This window comes from Hyphomicrobium sp. CS1GBMeth3, assembly GCF_900117455.1.
In the GTDB taxonomy this organism is placed as follows: domain Bacteria; phylum Pseudomonadota; class Alphaproteobacteria; order Rhizobiales; family Hyphomicrobiaceae; genus Hyphomicrobium_C.
Genome location: NZ_FPHO01000003.1, coordinates 2,005,084 through 2,022,445, shown reverse-complemented (window position 1 = coordinate 2,022,445; position 17,362 = coordinate 2,005,084). Strand labels below are relative to the sequence as shown.

At 63.1% G+C, this 17,362-nt stretch carries 17 protein-coding genes and 1 tRNA gene; 9 read left to right on the top strand and 9 right to left on the bottom strand.

Annotated features, from left to right (window positions below; genetic code table 11):
• Positions 1-55 precede the first annotated feature (55 nt).
• Complete coding sequence (locus CS1GBM3_RS16880) at positions 56-1,018, top strand: L-threonylcarbamoyladenylate synthase (RefSeq protein ID WP_072396691.1); 963 nt, start codon at positions 56-58, stop codon at positions 1,016-1,018.
• A 455-nt stretch (positions 1,019-1,473) separates the two neighbouring features.
• Positions 1,474-2,913 (top strand): FAD-binding oxidoreductase, encoded by a 1,440-nt coding sequence (locus CS1GBM3_RS16875; protein WP_072397612.1) that lies wholly within the window; start codon positions 1,474-1,476, stop codon positions 2,911-2,913.
• A 6-nt stretch (positions 2,914-2,919) separates the two neighbouring features.
• On the opposite strand, the gene CS1GBM3_RS16870 is transcribed toward CS1GBM3_RS16875, so the two are convergent.
• The 3 genes from CS1GBM3_RS16870 to CS1GBM3_RS16860 form a co-directional block, all read right to left on the bottom strand.
• A complete protein-coding gene (locus CS1GBM3_RS16870; protein ID WP_072396689.1) occupies positions 2,920-3,264 on the bottom strand; it encodes a hypothetical protein in 345 nt (114 codons plus the stop codon).
• 186 nt (positions 3,265-3,450) lie between these two features.
• Positions 3,451-4,050 (bottom strand): response regulator transcription factor, encoded by a 600-nt coding sequence (locus CS1GBM3_RS16865; protein WP_072396687.1) that lies wholly within the window; start codon positions 4,048-4,050, stop codon positions 3,451-3,453.
• A complete protein-coding gene (locus CS1GBM3_RS16860) occupies positions 4,025-5,626 on the bottom strand; it encodes an ATP-binding protein (RefSeq protein ID WP_072396685.1) in 1,602 nt (533 codons plus the stop codon). Before CS1GBM3_RS16860 ends, CS1GBM3_RS16865 begins: the two co-directional genes overlap by 26 nt.
• A gap of 226 nt (positions 5,627-5,852) precedes the next feature.
• Here CS1GBM3_RS16860 and CS1GBM3_RS16855 point away from each other — a divergent pair, with 226 nt between their 5' ends.
• The gene (locus CS1GBM3_RS16855) at positions 5,853-6,071 is read left to right on the top strand and encodes a hypothetical protein (RefSeq protein WP_072396683.1); all 219 of its coding nucleotides are present in this window, start codon (positions 5,853-5,855) and stop codon (positions 6,069-6,071) included.
• Positions 6,072-6,244: 173 nt separating this feature from the next.
• Here the strand turns inward: CS1GBM3_RS16855 and CS1GBM3_RS16850 are convergent, their stop codons facing one another.
• Positions 6,245-7,153: an SGNH/GDSL hydrolase family protein gene (locus CS1GBM3_RS16850; RefSeq protein ID WP_083567700.1), complete on the bottom strand. Its 909-nt coding sequence runs from the start codon at positions 7,151-7,153 to the stop codon at positions 6,245-6,247.
• Positions 7,114-8,196 (bottom strand): OpgC family protein, encoded by a 1,083-nt coding sequence (locus CS1GBM3_RS16845; protein WP_072396679.1) that lies wholly within the window; start codon positions 8,194-8,196, stop codon positions 7,114-7,116. The genes CS1GBM3_RS16850 and CS1GBM3_RS16845 overlap by 40 nt, the downstream gene beginning before the upstream one ends.
• 232 nt (positions 8,197-8,428) lie before the next feature.
• Here CS1GBM3_RS16845 and CS1GBM3_RS16840 point away from each other — a divergent pair, with 232 nt between their 5' ends.
• Complete coding sequence (locus CS1GBM3_RS16840) at positions 8,429-9,256, top strand: tellurite resistance TerB family protein (protein WP_171946518.1); 828 nt, start codon at positions 8,429-8,431, stop codon at positions 9,254-9,256.
• 32 nt (positions 9,257-9,288) lie between these two features.
• Here CS1GBM3_RS16840 and CS1GBM3_RS16835 read toward each other — a convergent pair whose 3' ends face one another.
• The gene (locus CS1GBM3_RS16835; protein ID WP_072396677.1) at positions 9,289-10,200 is read right to left on the bottom strand and encodes a hypothetical protein; all 912 of its coding nucleotides are present in this window, start codon (positions 10,198-10,200) and stop codon (positions 9,289-9,291) included.
• A 134-nt stretch (positions 10,201-10,334) separates the two neighbouring features.
• Here CS1GBM3_RS16835 and CS1GBM3_RS16830 point away from each other — a divergent pair, with 134 nt between their 5' ends.
• Complete coding sequence (locus tag CS1GBM3_RS16830) at positions 10,335-10,766, top strand: low affinity iron permease family protein (RefSeq protein WP_072396676.1); 432 nt, start codon at positions 10,335-10,337, stop codon at positions 10,764-10,766.
• A 24-nt stretch (positions 10,767-10,790) separates the two neighbouring features.
• On the opposite strand, the gene CS1GBM3_RS19870 is transcribed toward CS1GBM3_RS16830, so the two are convergent.
• On the bottom strand, positions 10,791-10,940 hold the full coding sequence (locus CS1GBM3_RS19870; protein ID WP_171946517.1) for a hypothetical protein: 150 nt from the start codon (positions 10,938-10,940) through the stop codon (positions 10,791-10,793).
• Positions 10,941-11,090: 150 nt separating this feature from the next.
• Here CS1GBM3_RS19870 and CS1GBM3_RS16825 point away from each other — a divergent pair, with 150 nt between their 5' ends.
• The 4 genes from CS1GBM3_RS16825 (at position 11,091) to CS1GBM3_RS16810 (ending at position 16,198) form a co-directional block, all read left to right on the top strand.
• Entirely contained in the window at positions 11,091-11,447 is a 357-nt protein-coding gene (locus CS1GBM3_RS16825) for a hypothetical protein (RefSeq protein WP_072396675.1), read from the top strand.
• Positions 11,448-11,964: 517 nt separating this feature from the next.
• Positions 11,965-12,726, top strand: coding sequence for an HAD family hydrolase (locus tag CS1GBM3_RS16820; protein ID WP_072396674.1), 762 nt, complete (start codon positions 11,965-11,967; stop codon positions 12,724-12,726).
• 14 nt (positions 12,727-12,740) lie between these two features.
• Complete coding sequence (gene ggpS, locus CS1GBM3_RS16815) at positions 12,741-14,267, top strand: glucosylglycerol-phosphate synthase (RefSeq protein ID WP_072396673.1); 1,527 nt, start codon at positions 12,741-12,743, stop codon at positions 14,265-14,267.
• A 200-nt stretch (positions 14,268-14,467) separates the two neighbouring features.
• The gene (locus CS1GBM3_RS16810; protein ID WP_072396672.1) at positions 14,468-16,198 is read left to right on the top strand and encodes a bifunctional protein-serine/threonine kinase/phosphatase; all 1,731 of its coding nucleotides are present in this window, start codon (positions 14,468-14,470) and stop codon (positions 16,196-16,198) included.
• Between the two features lie 193 nt (positions 16,199-16,391).
• On the opposite strand, the gene CS1GBM3_RS16805 is transcribed toward CS1GBM3_RS16810, so the two are convergent.
• Together CS1GBM3_RS16805 and CS1GBM3_RS16800 are read right to left on the bottom strand one after the other, a co-directional pair.
• Positions 16,392-16,469 (bottom strand) — tRNA-Pro (locus tag CS1GBM3_RS16805).
• Positions 16,470-16,506: 37 nt separating this feature from the next.
• The gene (locus CS1GBM3_RS16800; protein ID WP_072396671.1) at positions 16,507-17,244 is read right to left on the bottom strand and encodes a 4'-phosphopantetheinyl transferase family protein; all 738 of its coding nucleotides are present in this window, start codon (positions 17,242-17,244) and stop codon (positions 16,507-16,509) included.
• Between the last annotated feature and the right edge of the window lie 118 nt (positions 17,245-17,362).

The following is a 17,362-nucleotide window of genomic DNA, read 5'->3' as shown; positions in this document are numbered from 1 at the left end:
CGATCATCGTGCGGAAGCCGTGTCAGCGTAACGGACCAAGCGCCGAACCGCCAGAATGCCAATACGACCCGCTGATCAGGCCGCAATCGAAGACGCGGGACGTCTCGTCCGTGCCGGCGCGCTCGTGGCGTTTCCGACCGAGACCGTTTACGGGCTCGGGGCGGACGCGACTAACGGGCGGGCGGTCGCAGCGATTTTCTCAGCCAAAGGACGGCCGCAGTTCAATCCGCTCATCGTGCACGTGGCCGATCTCGCGGCCGCAGAGCAGATTGCGGTTTTCACGCCTGTTGCGCGGGCTCTCGCCAAGGCCTTCTGGCCGGGTCCGCTGACGCTGGTTCTGCCGCGGCGGGCTGAAGCCGGCATTTCCGATCTCGTCACGGCGGGGCTCGACACCGTCGCGGTTCGCGTGCCGGCGCAGCCAGTTGCACAGGCTCTGCTGGTGGCCGCGGGGCGACCGCTCGCAGCACCTTCGGCCAATCGCAGCGGTCGTGTCAGCCCAACGACCGCGCGCCACGTCGAGGAGGATCTCGACGGCAAGGTGGCGATGGTGCTCGACGGCGGCCCGACGCAGCATGGACTCGAAAGCGCCGTGGTGGCCGTGACGGCCGAAGGAGAGGTGCGGCTTCTGCGTCCCGGGGCCGTTGCACGGCAGGACATCGAAGCCGTGCTCGGTGCGTCGCTAACGAATGAGCCTCTTAGCGACGACACGCATCCGACGTCGCCAGGGCAGCTTGCGAGCCATTATGCTCCGAACGCGAAGCTGCGGCTCAACGCTTCCGACGTTCGTTCCGGAGAGGCGCTGCTCGCGTTCGGCTCGGAAGCGCCGGTGACGGACGGGCCGTCGTTCAACCTCAGCCCGAGCGGCGATCTCGCCGAGGCGGCGGCAGCGCTATTTGCGGCGCTGCGCGATCTCGACCGCACGGGCGTCAGGACCATTGCCGTCATGCCGATCCCGGAGCACGGGCTCGGCGAAGCGATCAACGACAGGCTGCGCCGTGCCGCCGCGCCCCGCCCTTAGTGGGCTCAGCACCGAGAGGAGCAGGAGGCACGGCAGTTTTGCCGAATGGACGCGCAGCGAGATACATTGAGACCGGAGCAGTCCACCATCTGACAGCGCGCGCCACAGCTGGAGTAGCAGTTGGGGCCTCTCGTGCCCGGGCACACCATCGAAGGGCCGATGCCAATACCGCCCGGCGGGATGCGCCTTGGGATGACGCCGGGCGCGGGCCTCGGAGGGATTTTCTGGGGCGCGATGCCGGTTGGCGGAGGGCGGACGCCTGGAACCACCGGCTCAAGTCTTTGCGCGGCGACCGGTGCGCCCAGAATCGCGGCAACGGCCAGCACACCGAAGAAGGCCAGCCAACCGGCGCGTCCCGTTAACTGCGATTTTTGCTTCATGGCGCGAAAGCCTGATATGCACAGCCGGACGCGAAGATGCTTGCGCCCCATACCGATGCCAGCGGCAGCCCGTTCATGACGTCGACCTCCGATCGCCGTACCAAGATGCCCGACGCCGACTTGATCGCCCGCTTTGCGGCAATCGTGGGCGCCGACCATGCAATCACGGATGCTGCCGAGCAAGCCCCGCACCTCCGCGAATGGCGCGACCTCTATGTGGGGCGTACGCCACTGATCGTGAAGCCCAAGACTACGGAAGAGGTCGCGCGTCTTCTCGCTTTGGCTAACGCAGAAGGTATCGGTGTGGTTGCCCAAGGCGGCAACACGGGTCTCGTCGGTGGGCAGATCCCACGCGAGAGCGGACACGAGATCGTGTTGTCGCTCACACGCATGCGGCGCATCCGCTCCGTCGATGCGGCCGGCGGCACGATGACGGTGGAAGCGGGGCTCACACTCGCCGAGGCTCAGGTTGCAGCACGAACCGCCGGACGACTGTTTCCCCTGAGCCTCGCCTCAGAGGGCAGCGCCACCATCGGCGGCACGCTTGCGACCAATGCGGGCGGCGTGGCGGTGTTGGCCTACGGCACCGCGCGCGCGCTTGTCTCCGGGCTCGAGGTGGTGCTCGCCGACGGCCGTGTGTGGGATGGATTGCGCGCGCTCAAGAAGGACAACACCGGCTACGACCTGCGCGACCTGTTCGTCGGATCGGAAGGAACGCTCGGAATCATCACGGCGGCGACGCTGCGCCTCTTTCCACAGCCCGAGGAGCGGGCGACTGCGTTCGTCGCGCTGCCGAGCCTCGATGAGCTCTTGCCGTTCTTCCAGCTCGCAGAGGCGCAGGCGGGCGGCGCACTGACCGTGTTCGAGTTCATGAGCGGCGAGCTTCTCTCGTTCGTCACACGGCACATCCCGGGGACTCGCAAGCCGCTTGCCGGGGAGGTGCCATGGTACGTGCTGCTCGAAATCTCGAGTGCTGCCGGGCGCGCTTCGCCGCTGCTCGACGAATTGCTGGTGAAGGCCGCCGAGGGCGGTCTTATCAGCGACGCGGCGGTGGCAACGTCGCTCAATCAAGCCGCGGAGCTGTGGCGCCTGCGTGAGGCCGCGTCAGAAGCGCAGAAAGGCGAAGGCGGCTCCATCAAGCACGACGTTTCGGTGCCCGTCGGCCGCATTCCGGAGTTTCTGGTGAAGGCTGCCGCGGTGGTGCAGCGCGTATGCCCCGGTGCGCGTCCGGTTCCGTTCGGACATTTTGGCGACGGCAACGTGCACTACAATGTCTCGCAACCGCCGCCGATGGCACGCGATGCATTCCTGGCGTTGTGGGAGGAGATGGCGCGCGCGGTACACGATGTCGTGGTTTCGCTCGGCGGATCGATCTCCGCCGAGCATGGCATCGGTCAGTTGAAACGTGAGGAACTCGTGCGCGTGAAGAGCGCGGTCGAGATCGAGCTCATGCAGAGCATCAAGGGCGCGCTCGATCCAAAGGGCATCCTCAATCCCGGTAAGCTCCTCAGCTAGTCGCCGCTACCTGCGGCAGGGACGCGCCTCGACCTGACAGCTATAGCTGCCACCCGACTGCGAGCAGCTCACGCGCTTAGCGGCCGCGTTGCTGAAGCGCGCCCAGGCGCTTCCGTACTCGAAGTCGGTGAAGCTCTGCCACGACCCGATGGCGGAACGCTGCGCCAGCGCCTTGGTGCGGCCCGTGCCGCTGCCGTAGTGATAGTGATCTGTCATGCACAGCTTCCCTCCGACGCGCGCCTGATTGTGCATCGATGCAAAGCCGGTTTCAGTGCTGGCCAGCGCGGGAACAAGCCCTGCGCCGAGCACGATCGCGGCAAAGCCCAGGCGGAACGCCGCATCCTTTGTCATGTCGACTCCTCCATCTTTCCGGGCTCATTTTGGCAGATTCAAATCGCGCTCTCGACGGCGCTCGAGAGAAATGCCCACAGGAGAGGTAATCGCATCACACCGTTCACGCGCGCGCCGTTACCCTCAGGAAAAACCCTTCTGGGTTCGGCGGGCAGGAGCTGTGTTTTTGCGGAAATGCGGTGGAGATCACTCGATGCCGAGCGCCATCGCCATGCGCACGAGATCGGCGATTGAGCGGGCCGACATCTTGGTCATCACCCACGTGCGATGGATCTCGACCGTTCGCGGACTGATGCCCAGCTGCTGGCCGATTTCCTTGTTCGAGAGGCCGCGAACAAGCAGCTGCATGGTGTCGCGCTGACGCTCGGAAAGCGCTGCAAACCGGGCTTTCAGATCGTCGAGCTCGAGGCGCTCCTTGAGCGAACTCTCCGAAGCCACGAGTGCATCCTCTACGCTCGCGATCAGGCGCTCGTTGGAAAACGGCTTCTCCACGAAATCGAAGGCGCCGAGCTTGATGGCCTGCACGGCGAGCTCGACGTCGCCATGGCCCGTCATCAGAAGCAGCGGACGCGGATCGCCCGAACTTCTGAGCGTGCGCAGAAGATCGAGCCCCGAAATCTCCGGCATGCGCACGTCGCTGACGATGCAGCCGGCCGCAAACGGCGCGTCGAGGAAGGTCTTCGCGCTCTCATAGCAGGAGACGGCAAGTCCGTGCGTCTCGAGCAGCATCGCGACGGCATCGCGCACCGAGGCCTCATCGTCAATGATGCTTACGGTCTTGCTCATCGTCCTCCCTTTCGATCGGCAGCTTCAGGACAACCCGCGCGCCGCGCGGCGATGTCGCGATGGACAGGCTGCCTCCGTGCGCTTCGGCGATCGATCGCGCAACCGCCAGGCCAAGCCCCGATCCTTCCGGCTTCGTCGTCGTGAACGGTGCCGGCTCGTTGACGTCGAACCCAGGCGGAAATCCGGGGCCATCGTCCTGCACCTCGATCAGCACCTCATCGCCTCCAGACAGGCGGAGGTGCGTCGCGACTGTGCCGACGCGGTCGGCTCCCAGAATGGCCTCGGCGGCGTTCACGATCAAGTTGTGCATCGCCTGCTGCAGCTGAACGCCGTCGGCACGTATGATGGGAAAACCCGGCGCGATGTCGACGGTGAGGCGGATTCCCTTCTTCTGGAGATCCTCGCGGAGCAGCTCCTCGAGCTCTTCGAGCTTGGCCTTGAGGTCGACATAGCGCTTCGACAGCGTGCCTTGGCGCAGAAGCTCGCGAATCGAACGCAGCACCTCGTTGGCGCGCATGCTCTCGGTGCCGATCTTGTCGATGGCCCTTTTCACAAGATCCGGTTTTCCATCCTCGAGGGCCTTGGCTGCTATGCCAGCATACGTGTTGAGCGCCGTCAGCGGCTGGTTGATCTCGTGGGCAATGGTCGCTGCGACCTCGCCCGCTGAGCGGATGCGCAACGCACGATTGATCGACGCCTGCTGGTCGCGCAGGCGGGCCGCGGCGTCCTCACGCTCGGCAACGATGGTGCCGACGATGAGCCCGGTGATGGCGAGCGCGATCATCAGAACCTGCAGGGCGCCAAGACCTGGATCGGGCCCGAATCGGATCTCGGCACCGACGATCAGACCGACCTGGATGCACAGCAGACTGACCGCGGCGCCGGGCGGCCCGTAGCTCAGCGCGATCCACAGCAACGGCAGGAACAGAAGGTAGAAAAGCTGGAAGGCCGTTGCTTCCTGATATCCGAAGACGACGGCCAGCGCGCCGAACAGGGCCGCGAACTGGACGAACACCATGGTATCGGGGTTTGGCCAGGGCTTGAAGGTGAAAGCCATGAGCACGAGCGGCGCGATGACGAGGATGCCGATCAGATCTCCCACGGCAGCGCGCCAGGCGACGGCCACGACCTCATTCTGAAAGATCGTGCCGGAGAAGCGCAGGATACCCACATAAAGCGCGGCGGCCACCAGGGAGGCCGATATCGCTACGCCGATCAAGGTCAACGCATCGCGGACGTAGCGGAAGCGCGGATCGAAGTTCGCAATACGGCGCAGCGCGAGCCCGCCCGCGAGATAGGTGCTACCGAGCGCAAGCGACAGAACGATCTCAAGCTTGGGGCCGAGAGCGCCGCCGCGCACGATCAAATCCGCGACTGCGGGCGCAACCAAAACGAACGGTGCAAAAATCCATCCGCCGAGAAACACGGCCGCGATGCTGAGGCCCGGCGGCGGGTTCCAAGGCGTGATTCCCAAGCCGCGGTAGGGCTTAACGTAGCTCAGGTAATCCATCGCCACGTAGGCCGCGACGAACGCGCAGCCGATCAGAATCCGGCGGTAGAGGCGGGCGTCCGTCATGGGGTCCGGGATCGGGCCGTCCTTTATTGCTCGCCCTGTGCGCCGAAGTTGATCAACGGCGACAAGGCCTTGGCCATATTCCATCGATGCGGAGCGGGGGCGATACGTAGTTTACCGTATGTGATGTTCCTACGTACTCATGCCAATTGCCGCCCAGGGGCAATCGCAGCAATGTCCTCCGTGTCGCAAACATACCTCTGGCAATAGAAAATTAACGGAGGACACGATGATCGACCATCCCTCCACGTCCGGGGGCGAGCTTGAGCAACGGCTTCCCGCAGCTTCCTCGCAAGGCTTTGCGCACGTCCGTATCCTGACGGCCATCAATCCTGATGATCCTGGCCCGCTCGGCGGTCCGGATGATGATCTTGAGCTGGGTTTGCCCTCGGCAGCGATCGAGATTGCGCCCCGCGCGCCGCTCGATGACCTGCTGCGCGCAGACTGACCTCGTCATGGCCATTCGGAGACGTCTAGCGATGCCGACCGGTACGAAGCTTTTCGACCTGTTCCTAGTGGCTTCGGCCATCGTCATCATGACCGTCGTCCACCTCGCCTAAGCTTCGGCGGCTCCTACTACATCGGAGACAAGAAACGGACGCCTCGCTTGATCGCGAGGCGTCAGTGTGTGGCGCCGTTCTCGGCGTCAGCCTGCAACACGCCGGCCACGATGGCGCGGGCCGCGTACTCGGCCATGCAGCGATAGCCGAGATCGTTCAGATGAAAGCGGTCGTTGGACAGGTACGACGAGCCAGGATGCTGGCGCGCGAGGTCCGCCATGGCGTCATAGCGGTTGACCAGCAGTACGCGCTTTTCGCTAGCGACAGTCGCCACCTCGTTCACGATGCTGGTGTAGCGCGTGTCTTTCGCGAGACGCTCGACATACTGCGGGTCGATCAACACGACGTCGATCTTATGGCTCGCGAGCCATGACAGCGACTCACGCAGGAGATCGCCGAACGTTTTGGCATCGATCCGCGCCAGGGCATCGTTGGTGCCGGCCTGCCAGACCACGAGATCGGGTCTGATGGCAGCAACCTCTGCCTTGATACGCTCACCGGCTTCCTCCGCCACCTCGCCAGGCAGGCCCCGCGTGAACATCTCGACGCGCAGGCCTTCGATGGTGCTTTCAAGATCCTTCTCAAGTCGGACAGGATAGCTGGCGCGCGGCGAGGATGTGGCGGTTGCGCCCGCGGTCGATACCGCGCCGAGCGCCATCACGCGCACAGGCCGTTTCTGTAGCAGGGCGCGACGTACGGCCCGCAGGGGTGCGCGGCCTTCGTAAGCCGGGCCCTTGACCTTGCATTCGACGGACGTATGGCGCGTCGCGACGCGCAGCGCATTGCGCTTTACCGTCTGCGCCGCAGCACCCGACGACCCGGGTGCGGCGAGCGGCACGACGCGCGCTGGCGTTTCCTTCCGAGCGCCCTCAATCGGCTTTGCCTGCTCGGCTGCCCCAGCATGCGTCACCAGTGCGGCCGACAGGCCGATCAAGATGACGGCGGAGAATACTGATACTCGGCGACCCATGCTGTAACCCTCAACACAACCAATCCGAATATGACGATCGCCGTGTCGAGTAAAAAAGTGGGCTCGCCGATATAGCGAATGATCTGGCCGGTCAGCGCGAGCAACGATGCGACACAGAACACAGGCAACGAGTTGCGGCCCAAGCAGCTAAAATAACGCACGGCGGATCCTAACCACTCCGAAAGTACAGGAAAGGCTGGATAGAATGCAATCGCGATCGCCAGCATGTTTATAACACGTGCAGGTGAGAGAAATTCTTTATCAAAGATGAAGAAATAATGGGGCTGCGGGACGCGCATCGGGTCCGGACGGTAGCCAATCCATACGATGACAGCGCCGATGGCGACAATTGCGACGGAAAACGGCCATAGACGGCGCAGCATTGCATCCCAAGCCGGGTAACGGCGCTTCGCAACCATGGAAACGAAGCCCAGCATGATCAGGATCTGCCAGGACAACGGATTGAAGAACCACGCGCCACCGACGGGCCAGCTCGGCAACTTCCACATAAAGGCGAGCGTCGCAGCATAAAGCGCCACCGAAGCCGCAACGGCCAGCAGCAGCGACCACCGCGAGAGGACGACGAGCGCGACGGCCATCAGCATCAGGACCACGTAGAGCGGCAGAATATTGAAATAGCCGATCTGATAGGTGAGCAGCACGAGGCCGATCGATGACCGCACGGTATCGGAGAATGCCGGCCCGGCTCCATGCCAGTCCAGCAGCAGCGGGTCGGTGAAGTAGATGGCGCTCGCGGCCAGAATGGCGATGGCCACCGAAATGGTCGCGATCTGCGCCTGCCAGATCTCGAAGGCGCGCACCAGGAGACGCATCACAACCGCGCCGAGCGGCTTCACAGTCGCCTGTCCATTGGCGACGAACGCCACCGAGCAGCCTGCCAGGAAGACGAACAGCTCGGCAGCATCGGAGATCGCGTAGTTGCGCAGTGTGAGGATCGAGTAGTCGAGTCCCGGAATGTGGTTGATGAAGATCATGACGAGTGCGACGCCGCGCCAGAAGTCGATCGCATTGGGGGGTCGCATGGGCGTTCTGTCGTCTTTTTATGATAATCTCAACCCTCGTTGAGGCCAGTGCCTTAAAGCCTACCTCGCGACGCGAGACAAGCGGATGATCGCGTTCATTCATGCCGTTGTGCAGTGCGCCTCACAAGTGATCATTGCTGCGCCCATTTTTTGCACTGCACCTTGTGCTCTCGGCACCGATCCCCATCTACGGCGCGTTCAGGAGATCAACTCAATTTGGCTGGAGACCTCAATGATCGATGCCTCAAAGCTTCTCGACTTGCTGGTGGGAGGCTCGGCCGCAGCACCAACGACGGGCTCAGTGCCTGTAACGCACCCTCGCGGCGATGTGGCGTCGGGCGACGTGGCGCCGGGCGACACCGCTGCGCCGCAGGGCGCCTCTCCCGACCTGCTCGAACAGGCCAAGAGCTTCCTCGGCGGCCGCGCCGGCAGCTTTGCCGGCGGTGCGGCGGCGGGCACTCTGGCGACGCTGTTGCTCGGCAGCAAGGATGGGCGCGAAGTGGCCGGCGACGTGTTCAAGCTCGGTGCCGCTGCCGTGATCGGCGGCCTCGCCTATAAGGCGTATACGAACTACAAAGACGGCAAGCCGGTGCTCGGCACGCGCGCGGCCGAATTTCTCGCTGCCGCGCGCCAAGGCGCAACGGTTCCCGGCGCACCGCCCGCGGATGCGCATGCCTTGCTGCTTCTGCGCGCCATGATCGCCTCCGCTCTTTCCGACGGCCTCATCGACGCCGACGAGCGCCATCGTATCGTTGGCCGGCTTTCGGCGCTCGGTGTCGGCTCGGAGGAGCAGTCGTTCCTGGAACACGAGATTGCCGCTCCCTGGTCTCCGCAGCAATTCGCGGCTGCAGCCGCGACGCCAGAGGTCAAGAGCGAGATCTACCTGGCGTCGCTGGTCGCCATCGAAGCCGACACACCGGCCGAGCAGGCCTACCTGCGTTATCTGGCAGCTACGCTCGGCCTCGAAGACGGGCTCGTCGCGCACCTCGAAACGGCGGTTGCCTCGGCGAAAAATCCGGAGGCAACGTCTTCCGTACCGGCCTCCGGAACCCGCGCCTGACGCGTCGTCCGCTCGTCGTTGCGCGCGGGCGCTCAGATTTCCTCATCGGCGTGGACCTCAACCACGCCGCCGGCGGCATCCATCACGTAGATCATCAGATCCGGCCGCTCGCGCGCGAGGCGGACAGCGAGCGGCCGTGCCTTGGCCTCATGGGCGCTGTTCTGGTCTGCGCTCCATAGGCTCGCGGCGGGATCGTCCGGATCGAGAGAAGACGTGTAATCCTCGGCCCATGCGTTGAGGTCTCGCGTCAGCTCGGGCGAGAGACCGAGGGCCTCTGGCGGAAAGTCGCCGTACGAATGCTCGTCGAGCGTCCAAAGCGGATGTGCGTAATAATCCGTCATGACCTTGACGCGTTTCGATTTGGAGGGGTCGAGCCCGGGGGGTGTATCGCCGCTCGTCGCCTTACCCGCGGACTTTGACGCGCGTGACGCAGGCGTACCGACCAGGATGCGGATCACGTAGCCCACATGCGCCGCCAGGACGACGGCAAGCCCTGCGAGTGGAAGCCAGCCCGCGTCCTGCCAGTTCGTCAGTCTGTCGGTCGACAACGCCCATAGGACGAACGCGGTTGCGAGTACATAGAGAACGAACGCGTTCGTCGACTGGCGGCGGCCCCGAGGATCCGGCGGGTCCTCGGTGTCGAAGTACCTCGGGGCGACGTAGAACAGATAAAGCGCCTGGCCGATGGCCGACGCGAGGAACAGCCACGCGGCGATGTCGAGCAGAAAAACCAGCGCGACGCCGCCGGCCAGCACCACCGTGGCGGCCGCTAGCAACCACATGCTCTGTGCGGTTTCTCTGTTGCTCGGCCTGGTGCTCGCGATGGCGGCGATGGCGCGATCCAGAATATGCGAGGTGAGCGCTGCCCTTGTCGCTACGTACCCCGCAAAGGCATAGAACGCCCCGACCACGCAAAGCGTGATCTGTACCCCGTCGACCGACATCTACGCCCCCCTTGGCAGCGGGAACCCGGCACCCCGCGTTGTACTTATGAGCTGGCTGACGGCGGCGCCCGTTCCGGCTGCCGTCCAGCCCAGAAAAACAGGTCCGCGACCAGCGGCAGCTTCGGGAGCATGCGATGAATGATTTTTTTCGTCGATTTGCAGAGAGCACCGCGCACGCGGTCGGCTCTTATTGGTCGTTTCTCGCCGCGCTTTCAATCGTCGTCGTGTGGGCCGCGTCCGGGCCAATCTTTGGCTACTCCGACACGTGGCAGCTCGTCATCAATACCGGGACGACCATCATCACGTTCCTCATGGTGTTCCTGATCCAGAACACGCAGAACCGTGACGCCCGCGTGGTGTCGCTCAAGCTGGACGAGCTTTTACGCAGCATCGAAGGAGCACGCACGTCGATGGTCGACCTCGAGCAGTTGTCCGATGAGGAACTCGAGCATGTGCACGGCGAATTCGCGCGTTTGCGCGAGAAGTACGCGCCGCTGATCGACGACGACCTTGCTCACGTGGCGAGAGAACTCAAAGCTCGAAAGGGATCGCGTCGATCCAGGTGATAGAGGGACGTGTTGCGTGGCACGTCAGCCCGGCGTCTGCAGGTAGAAATACGCATACACGATCGCGGCCGCGATGATCGCAATGAGCAGAGATCGCGTCAGGACGCGATAGTTCGTGCGCTGCGGCGTAGCCTGACGCGACTCCGTCGGATTTACGGTTTTGCGATCAGACATACCTTTTTCCTCCTCGTGAGTTTGATTTGTGAACGCCGCCCGATCGGGTTGAGTTCCGGATTCCGGCCGGGGTGAGGGCCTGGACTTAGCGGTTTATTCACCACGTTCAGCCATCCTCCCGATGGCTTTTTGTCAAAGGAGGGGAAGGCAATGGCCCTATGGAAGACGCTCGTGTCCTCCCTATCCGGGGAGGCGCCGCGCAGGCACGAGGCGCGCTCGCTCACGCCATCGGACTTCCGCACGCCGCGACGCATGCAAGAGGGCTATCTGTGGGGCGAGAGCCTGATCATGCCGCGCCCGTGCACGATCCGTGACGTGTCTCCGCTCACGGCGCAGATCGTGCTTTGGCACGACGACATCAAACCGCAACTCCTGGCTCGTCCGCTCAAGCTCTTCACGAGTTCCGATCGCAAAGAGGCCGACTGCGTGGTTACAGGGCGTGACAACAACATTCTGTCGCTGCGGTTCACGAGCGCGTTTCGCGCACCGACGCGGACATATCCGTAGCAGCTTCTCATCCAACGACAGACGCCATAGCCATCGCGCAGAATGTGATGGTCTCTCCTCGTGCGCAGAGCTGAATGCGCCGATCTTGTCCGTATGCGATCATTCATATCCGTGACGCTTTCGCTTACGAGACCGCCGAACGCCGCAATTTGTGGTTGCTCGAGGGGTTGTAATCATTTGCCACTTGGGGCACGCTCACGGTCTAGATCATCCGACGCTATCCGCTTGAGCTGGATAGCGTCTTCAATCTCTCCCAACGACAAAGAGGTGCTCGCGCATTGAGAGGCAACAGGCGCATCGTGACGGGAAATTTTCGCACTCGATCATCAGAAATCACGCTTACCGGTTGGACCAAGACGGTCAGCGGCATCGACGCAGCAGCAGCTCCCCGCTCTGCACGAGACTCGCAGCTCACTCCCCCGCGCGTCCGATGGGAGTCGCTCTTTCAAACTGGTCCGGACCCCACATCCAGCAGGTTTCCACCCGAGGTCGTCCGACACCTGGTCGCACGTTCGAAATGACATCGGACGTCATCAGAACGCTCGCGTCGCGACGGCTGTTTCTTGCCGTTGACCTGGACGGCACCTTCCTTGGGGGCTCGGACTCCGATCGCCAGGCGCTTTACGGCCTCATTAGCGCGCGACGCAATGATATCGCGCTGGTGTTTGTGACCGGCCGTGACATCCCCTTCGCCTCCAATGTGCCGACCCTCTTCGGCACGCCTCAGCCAGACCTGATCGTCGGCGACGTTGGCACGTCCGTCGTTGTCGCTCCGGGCTGGGAGCCCCATCCCGAGATAGAACGCTGGATCGATAGCCGCTGGCCGGGGCCGGAGCGCGCCAGCAAGATCATGCTCGAGCGGCCGGAGATCGAGCTTCAGACCGCATTCGGCGGACGGCGGCTCTCCTACTTCTATCGCGATCGCATGTTGGCCAGCGCAGCCGCTCGCGAGATCGAAGAGGCGGGCTACGCTGCGTTGATGTCGGCCGATCTTTTTTTCGACGTCCTGCCGCGCGGCGTCGACAAGGGGCAAACGCTGCTCAAGCTGTTGGCGCATGAAGGCATCGGGCACGATCGCGTGCTCTGCGCCGGCGACACACTGAACGATTTTTCACTCTTTTCGACCGGCCTCAGGGGTGTCGCAGTCGCGAACTCCGAGCCGTATCTGAAGGCTGCGCTTCAGGCGTTCACCAACGTCTACATGGCAACGCGAGAGGGAGCCGGGGGGATTCTCGAGGCAATCGAACATTTCGAGCTCCTTTCCCCTGGGCCGGGATAAAGGGAACACGCTGCATGGCTCAATCCATCAAAAAATCGTCGTTCGTCATTGTCTATCACCGGCAGCCCTATGAGGAGGCCGTGGAGAACGGCAAAGTCGTCTACAAGGAGAACAAGAGCCCGAACGGCATCGTTCCTGCCCTGAAGGGGTTTCTGGGCAGCGCCGAAGATGCGGTGTGGGTGGCGTGGAAGCAGGTGCCCTCTTCAGGCTCACACGACTTCCCGCGCTCCGTTCGGATCAACGATTCCTATGGAAGCTACGACGTCGTGCGGCTGCCGCTCAAAGCCGAGCAGGTGAAGGCGTTCTATCACGTGACGTCGAAGGAGGCGCTCTGGCCGATCCTGCATTCGTTCCCGAGCAAGTTCAATTATGCGCCTGTCGATTGGGACAACTTCCGCAACGTCAATCGTCTGTTCGCGGAAGCCGCATGCGAGCAGGCCAGCGACGACGCCTTCATCTGGGTGCACGACTATAACTTGTGGCTCGTTCCCCATTTCATTCGTCAGATAAAGCCCAATGCGCGGATCGCGCTGTTCCATCACACGCCGTTTCCGTCACCGGACGCGTTCAACGTGCTTCCCTGGCGTGAGGAGATTCTGGGCAGCCTTCTCGACTGCAACATCGTGGGCTTTCACATCCCTCGCTATGCCGAGAACTTTGCGTCGGTCGCCTGCTCGCTGATGGGCGCGGAGCGCCACCACGTGCGCGACGTGAAGGGCCCGTTCAGTCCGACAGGCACGGCTTTGTCAGAACCGCAGGTGACGACGGCCCTCAAGTACAAGGGCCGACTCGTCGAAATCGATGCCTGGCCGATCGGCACCAATCCGGCTGTCATCGAAAAGCACCTCTCGAGCTTCGAAGCCGGGCAACGCGTGGCGGAGATCCACTCCGAGATCGGAGACCGCCGCCTCATCATATCCGTGGGCCGTGTCGACTACGTCAAAGGCACGAAAGAGATGCTCGAAGCGTTCGACCGACTGCTTCAGCGGCGCCCCGATCTCAAAGAGAAGGTCAAGCTCTTCTGCATTTGCGTTGCTCCGGCCGACGGCATGAGCGCCTATCGCTCGGCGCAGCGCGAGGTCGAGCGTCTGGTCGGTGCGATCAATGGAAAATATGGAAATCTGCGCTGGACGCCGATCATGCTGTCGACCCGCGGCGTGCCATTCGACGAGCTCGTCTGCTACTACCGGGCCGCGGATGTTTGCTGGATCACGCCACTGCGCGACGGGCTCAACCTCGTTGCGAAGGAGTTCATCGGCGCCCAGAACGGCGATCCGGGGGTTCTCATTCTTTCGGAATTCGCCGGCGCCGCCGTGGAGCTAACCGAGAGCGTCAGTGTCAATCCTTACTCCGAGCGCAGCATGGACGCGGCCATCGATGCCGCTCTCAACATGCGGGAGGACGAGCGCGCGCGGAGGCTTGCAAAGATGAAAGAGCGCGTGCGGACGTGGGATGTCGAGCATTGGGCGCAGCACGTTCGGGGACGCTTCGAAGGATTGAAGGTGGTCAAGCCCGGGCAGGTGCGCAACGTCGCTAGTTGAGGCTGTCGCGCGGCGAGTCGCTGCCCCCCCAGTGCCCCAGAGAGTATCTAATTAATACGAACAGGGGTGCTTCAGTTTCGGTCAACAAACCGACCTGCGGACGCTGAGTTCGCCTGCGGCGGGAGACAAGGCCTCATTGACGAACAACAGCACCCTGTCACATTGCGGGAGCCCAGCCTGTTGCCTCGAAATGGAGCTTCATGTTGACTCGATCTTCCGCTGCCGGACTTTCTTTGGCGATCGGTCAGTGTTCCGAAGCCGGGGCAAAACCCACCAATCAAGACTTCCACGGAGCACTTGTTCCAGACGGAACCGACCGCGCTTTGAAGGGGATTGCAGTTGCTTTGGCAGACGGCATCTCATCGAGCAAAGTCAGCCAAGTCGCGGCGGAGATCGCCGTCAAGAGCATCCTGACAGATTACTACTGTACCTCTGATACCTGGTCAGCAAAGACGGCCGGCGAACGCGTCATCCGTGCCGTGAATGCATGGCTCTACGCTGAAAGCCAGCGCAACTGGCTCTATGACAATCAGGGCTACATCTGCACCCTCAGCGCGATCATCTTCAAAGGCAGAACCGCGCACATCTTCCACATCGGAGACAGCCGCATCTGTCAGGTTTCCGGCGACAACTTCGAGCAGCTGACGCGGGACCACCGCATGGCGGTCTCGAAGACCGAGAGCTATCTCAACCGCGCTTTGGGCGTCGAACCCAATGTGGAGATCGACTATCTCGCCGTCGATTTGCATCCCGGCGATGTCTTTGTCTTGAGCACCGACGGTGTGCACGAGTTTGTGAGCCCCCGCGAGATGGCGGCCCTCATCACCTCGGCTAATAACCTCGACGCTGCTGCCGGCGAAATCGTGGCCCACGCCCTCGCCAATGGCAGCGACGATAATCTGACGTTCCAAATCGTACGTGTCGACAGCCTTCCTGAAGAGAGCGCGCAGGACGTTCTCCTGGGTGCCGAGCAGGCGCTGGCAGCCGAGGTGCCGCGCATCCCCTATGATCTCGATGGCTTTCGCATCGTGCGCGAGATCCATGCCACGAGCCGCAGCATCGTCTACGTCGCGATAGATAGCGAAACCGGGGAGCGTGTCGCTCTCAAGGTCCTGTCATCGGATCTGCGCGACAACCTGGGCGCTCGCCGTCGGTTCGCCATGGAAGAGTGGGTTGCGCGCCGGTTGAACTCGCCCCACGTCGTCAGATCGGTAAAGGCGCAACGCCAGCGTAACAGCCTGTACACGGTCTCCGAGCTGATCGAGGGGCAAACGTTGCGGCAATGGATGCATGACAATCCGCAGCCTAGTTTGGAGACGGTGCGTGACATCGTCGAGCAGATCGCGAAGGGACTGCGCGCCTTTCACCGGATGGAAATGCTGCATCAGGACATCCGCCCCGACAATATCATGATAGACGCCTCCGGCACCGTGAAGATCATCGACCTCGGCTCGGTGCGTGTTGCAGGGGTCCGCGAGGCCATGCCCGAGACCGAAACGGGCGACATCCTCGGAACGCATCAGTATGCAGCGCCCGAATATTTTCTAGGTCTTCCGGGCACCGAAAAGTCCGACCTCTTTTCTCTTGGTCTCGTCGCCTACGAGTTGCTCACGGGTAGTCTGCCTTACGGCGACAGCGTGGCCGGCGCGACGACGCCGAAGGCGCAGGCATCGCTTTTCTACATTCCTGCCTCCGAGTTTTCGTCCCGCGTGCCCGAATGGATGGATTTGGCGATCCGCAAGGCCGTGAGCATCGATCCATCGCGGCGCTATGAGGCCATCTCGGAGTTTGTTGCCGATTTGCGCCGGCCAAGGGAAGCCCCCAAACGCCGATCGGTCACGCCGCTTATCGAGCGCAATCCACTGCTGTTTTGGAAAATGCTGTCCGGCGGGTTGGTTCTGATTGTCCTATGGCTACTCGCAACGAGATAGGAACAATACTTCAGCAGCTACCGTCACTGATGGCCGCCCGCGCTGAGGCTCCTCGACAACCACGGCATCGTTGAGATCTCAGCTGCCGGCTTACGTTCCCAACAATGCGCGTGCAACCGGCCGTTTGCGGCACTCGGTTGGCACCTAGCCTAACCGGCGGCGCCCTGGAGATCGATCAAAGCCTTGAAAATATTGGTCGGAGCGAGAGGATTTGAACCTCCGACCCCCAGTCCCCCAGACTGGTGCGCTAACCAGGCTGCGCTACGCTCCGACTTCGGCCCCCCTTATGTCCGGCAACGGGGCTCCGGTCAACGCCTCGTTCCCTGCTTCGCTAAAAGAAGGCCGTCGAGGCCGGCCGCGGTGTCCGGCAGATGACGCAACGGCGGCGGAGAAACGCCAGCCGCGAGGGCCAAGGCTGCATATACGTTACGCTCGGTCGGTACGTCGTGGACGATGACCGACGGCGGACTGTTCTTTTTCGGCGCGGCTGCGCTGGCTGCCATCGCCGCTGCACGGCTGGGCCTCAGAGGCTCGAGAAGGGCGCCGATACCGCGGCCCTGGGCCTTGGCCGCCGCCTCGAGGCGCACCCACGCTCTCAGAAACCGCGCGTCCGGACCAGCGCCGTCGAGTGGGGCGCCTCCGGCCAGGGCAATGGCTTCCGCCTCGATCGGAGCCCGCCGATGGGTGGGCATGCGCACCGGCCTCGCCACCTCGATATCGACGCCGAGCGGGTCACGGTCGGCGAGCGCGATCAGGGCCAACCCTCGTGTGTGAGAGAGGCTAAAGGCGGTCTCGCAGCCGGCCAGCAGGGGCTTGTCCTGCGGGGTTCTTATGAAGGGCGTCACCCGAATGCCGGGGCCGAGCCGCGCCTCGAGCAGGATGCGCAGGGCGATGTGCGCGAGCCGCCGCTCGCGGCGCGTTGCAGTGTCGGCCATGCGGTCGATGCGTTCTTGGACATCGATGGACAGGCGCGGTGTCGCTGCCTCGAGCGTTTCGAGGGCACCTTCAGTCCTGTCCAGATCAACGAGCCAGAGCTCCGTCGCCATCACCAACCTGCCCTAGGGGCCTCGCAACAGACGCGCGTGGTTTAGCGCGCAACTGCCGAAGTTAGAAGACGGTGGCACGCGTCGAAGCGCCAAGATCGCCCAAGCTGATTCGTCTCGG

Coding starts and splice junctions, on each gene's coding strand:
- CS1GBM3_RS16880 (WP_072396691.1), top strand. CDS start 56: ATGCCAATACGACCCGCTGATCAGGCCGCAATCGAAGACGCGGGACGT.
- CS1GBM3_RS16875 (WP_072397612.1), top strand. CDS start 1,474: ATGACGTCGACCTCCGATCGCCGTACCAAGATGCCCGACGCCGACTTG.
- CS1GBM3_RS16870 (WP_072396689.1), bottom strand. CDS start 3,264: ATGACAAAGGATGCGGCGTTCCGCCTGGGCTTTGCCGCGATCGTGCTC.
- CS1GBM3_RS16865 (WP_072396687.1), bottom strand. CDS start 4,050: ATGAGCAAGACCGTAAGCATCATTGACGATGAGGCCTCGGTGCGCGAT.
- CS1GBM3_RS16860 (WP_072396685.1), bottom strand. CDS start 5,626: ATGACGGACGCCCGCCTCTACCGCCGGATTCTGATCGGCTGCGCGTTC.
- CS1GBM3_RS16855 (WP_072396683.1), top strand. CDS start 5,853: ATGATCGACCATCCCTCCACGTCCGGGGGCGAGCTTGAGCAACGGCTT.
- CS1GBM3_RS16850 (WP_083567700.1), bottom strand. CDS start 7,153: ATGGGTCGCCGAGTATCAGTATTCTCCGCCGTCATCTTGATCGGCCTG.
- CS1GBM3_RS16845 (WP_072396679.1), bottom strand. CDS start 8,196: ATGCGACCCCCCAATGCGATCGACTTCTGGCGCGGCGTCGCACTCGTC.
- CS1GBM3_RS16840 (WP_171946518.1), top strand. CDS start 8,429: ATGATCGATGCCTCAAAGCTTCTCGACTTGCTGGTGGGAGGCTCGGCC.
- CS1GBM3_RS16835 (WP_072396677.1), bottom strand. CDS start 10,200: ATGTCGGTCGACGGGGTACAGATCACGCTTTGCGTGGTCGGGGCGTTC.
- CS1GBM3_RS16830 (WP_072396676.1), top strand. CDS start 10,335: ATGAATGATTTTTTTCGTCGATTTGCAGAGAGCACCGCGCACGCGGTC.
- CS1GBM3_RS19870 (WP_171946517.1), bottom strand. CDS start 10,940: ATGTCTGATCGCAAAACCGTAAATCCGACGGAGTCGCGTCAGGCTACG.
- CS1GBM3_RS16825 (WP_072396675.1), top strand. CDS start 11,091: ATGGCCCTATGGAAGACGCTCGTGTCCTCCCTATCCGGGGAGGCGCCG.
- CS1GBM3_RS16820 (WP_072396674.1), top strand. CDS start 11,965: ATGACATCGGACGTCATCAGAACGCTCGCGTCGCGACGGCTGTTTCTT.
- ggpS (WP_072396673.1), top strand. CDS start 12,741: ATGGCTCAATCCATCAAAAAATCGTCGTTCGTCATTGTCTATCACCGG.
- CS1GBM3_RS16810 (WP_072396672.1), top strand. CDS start 14,468: ATGTTGACTCGATCTTCCGCTGCCGGACTTTCTTTGGCGATCGGTCAG.
- CS1GBM3_RS16800 (WP_072396671.1), bottom strand. CDS start 17,244: ATGGCGACGGAGCTCTGGCTCGTTGATCTGGACAGGACTGAAGGTGCC.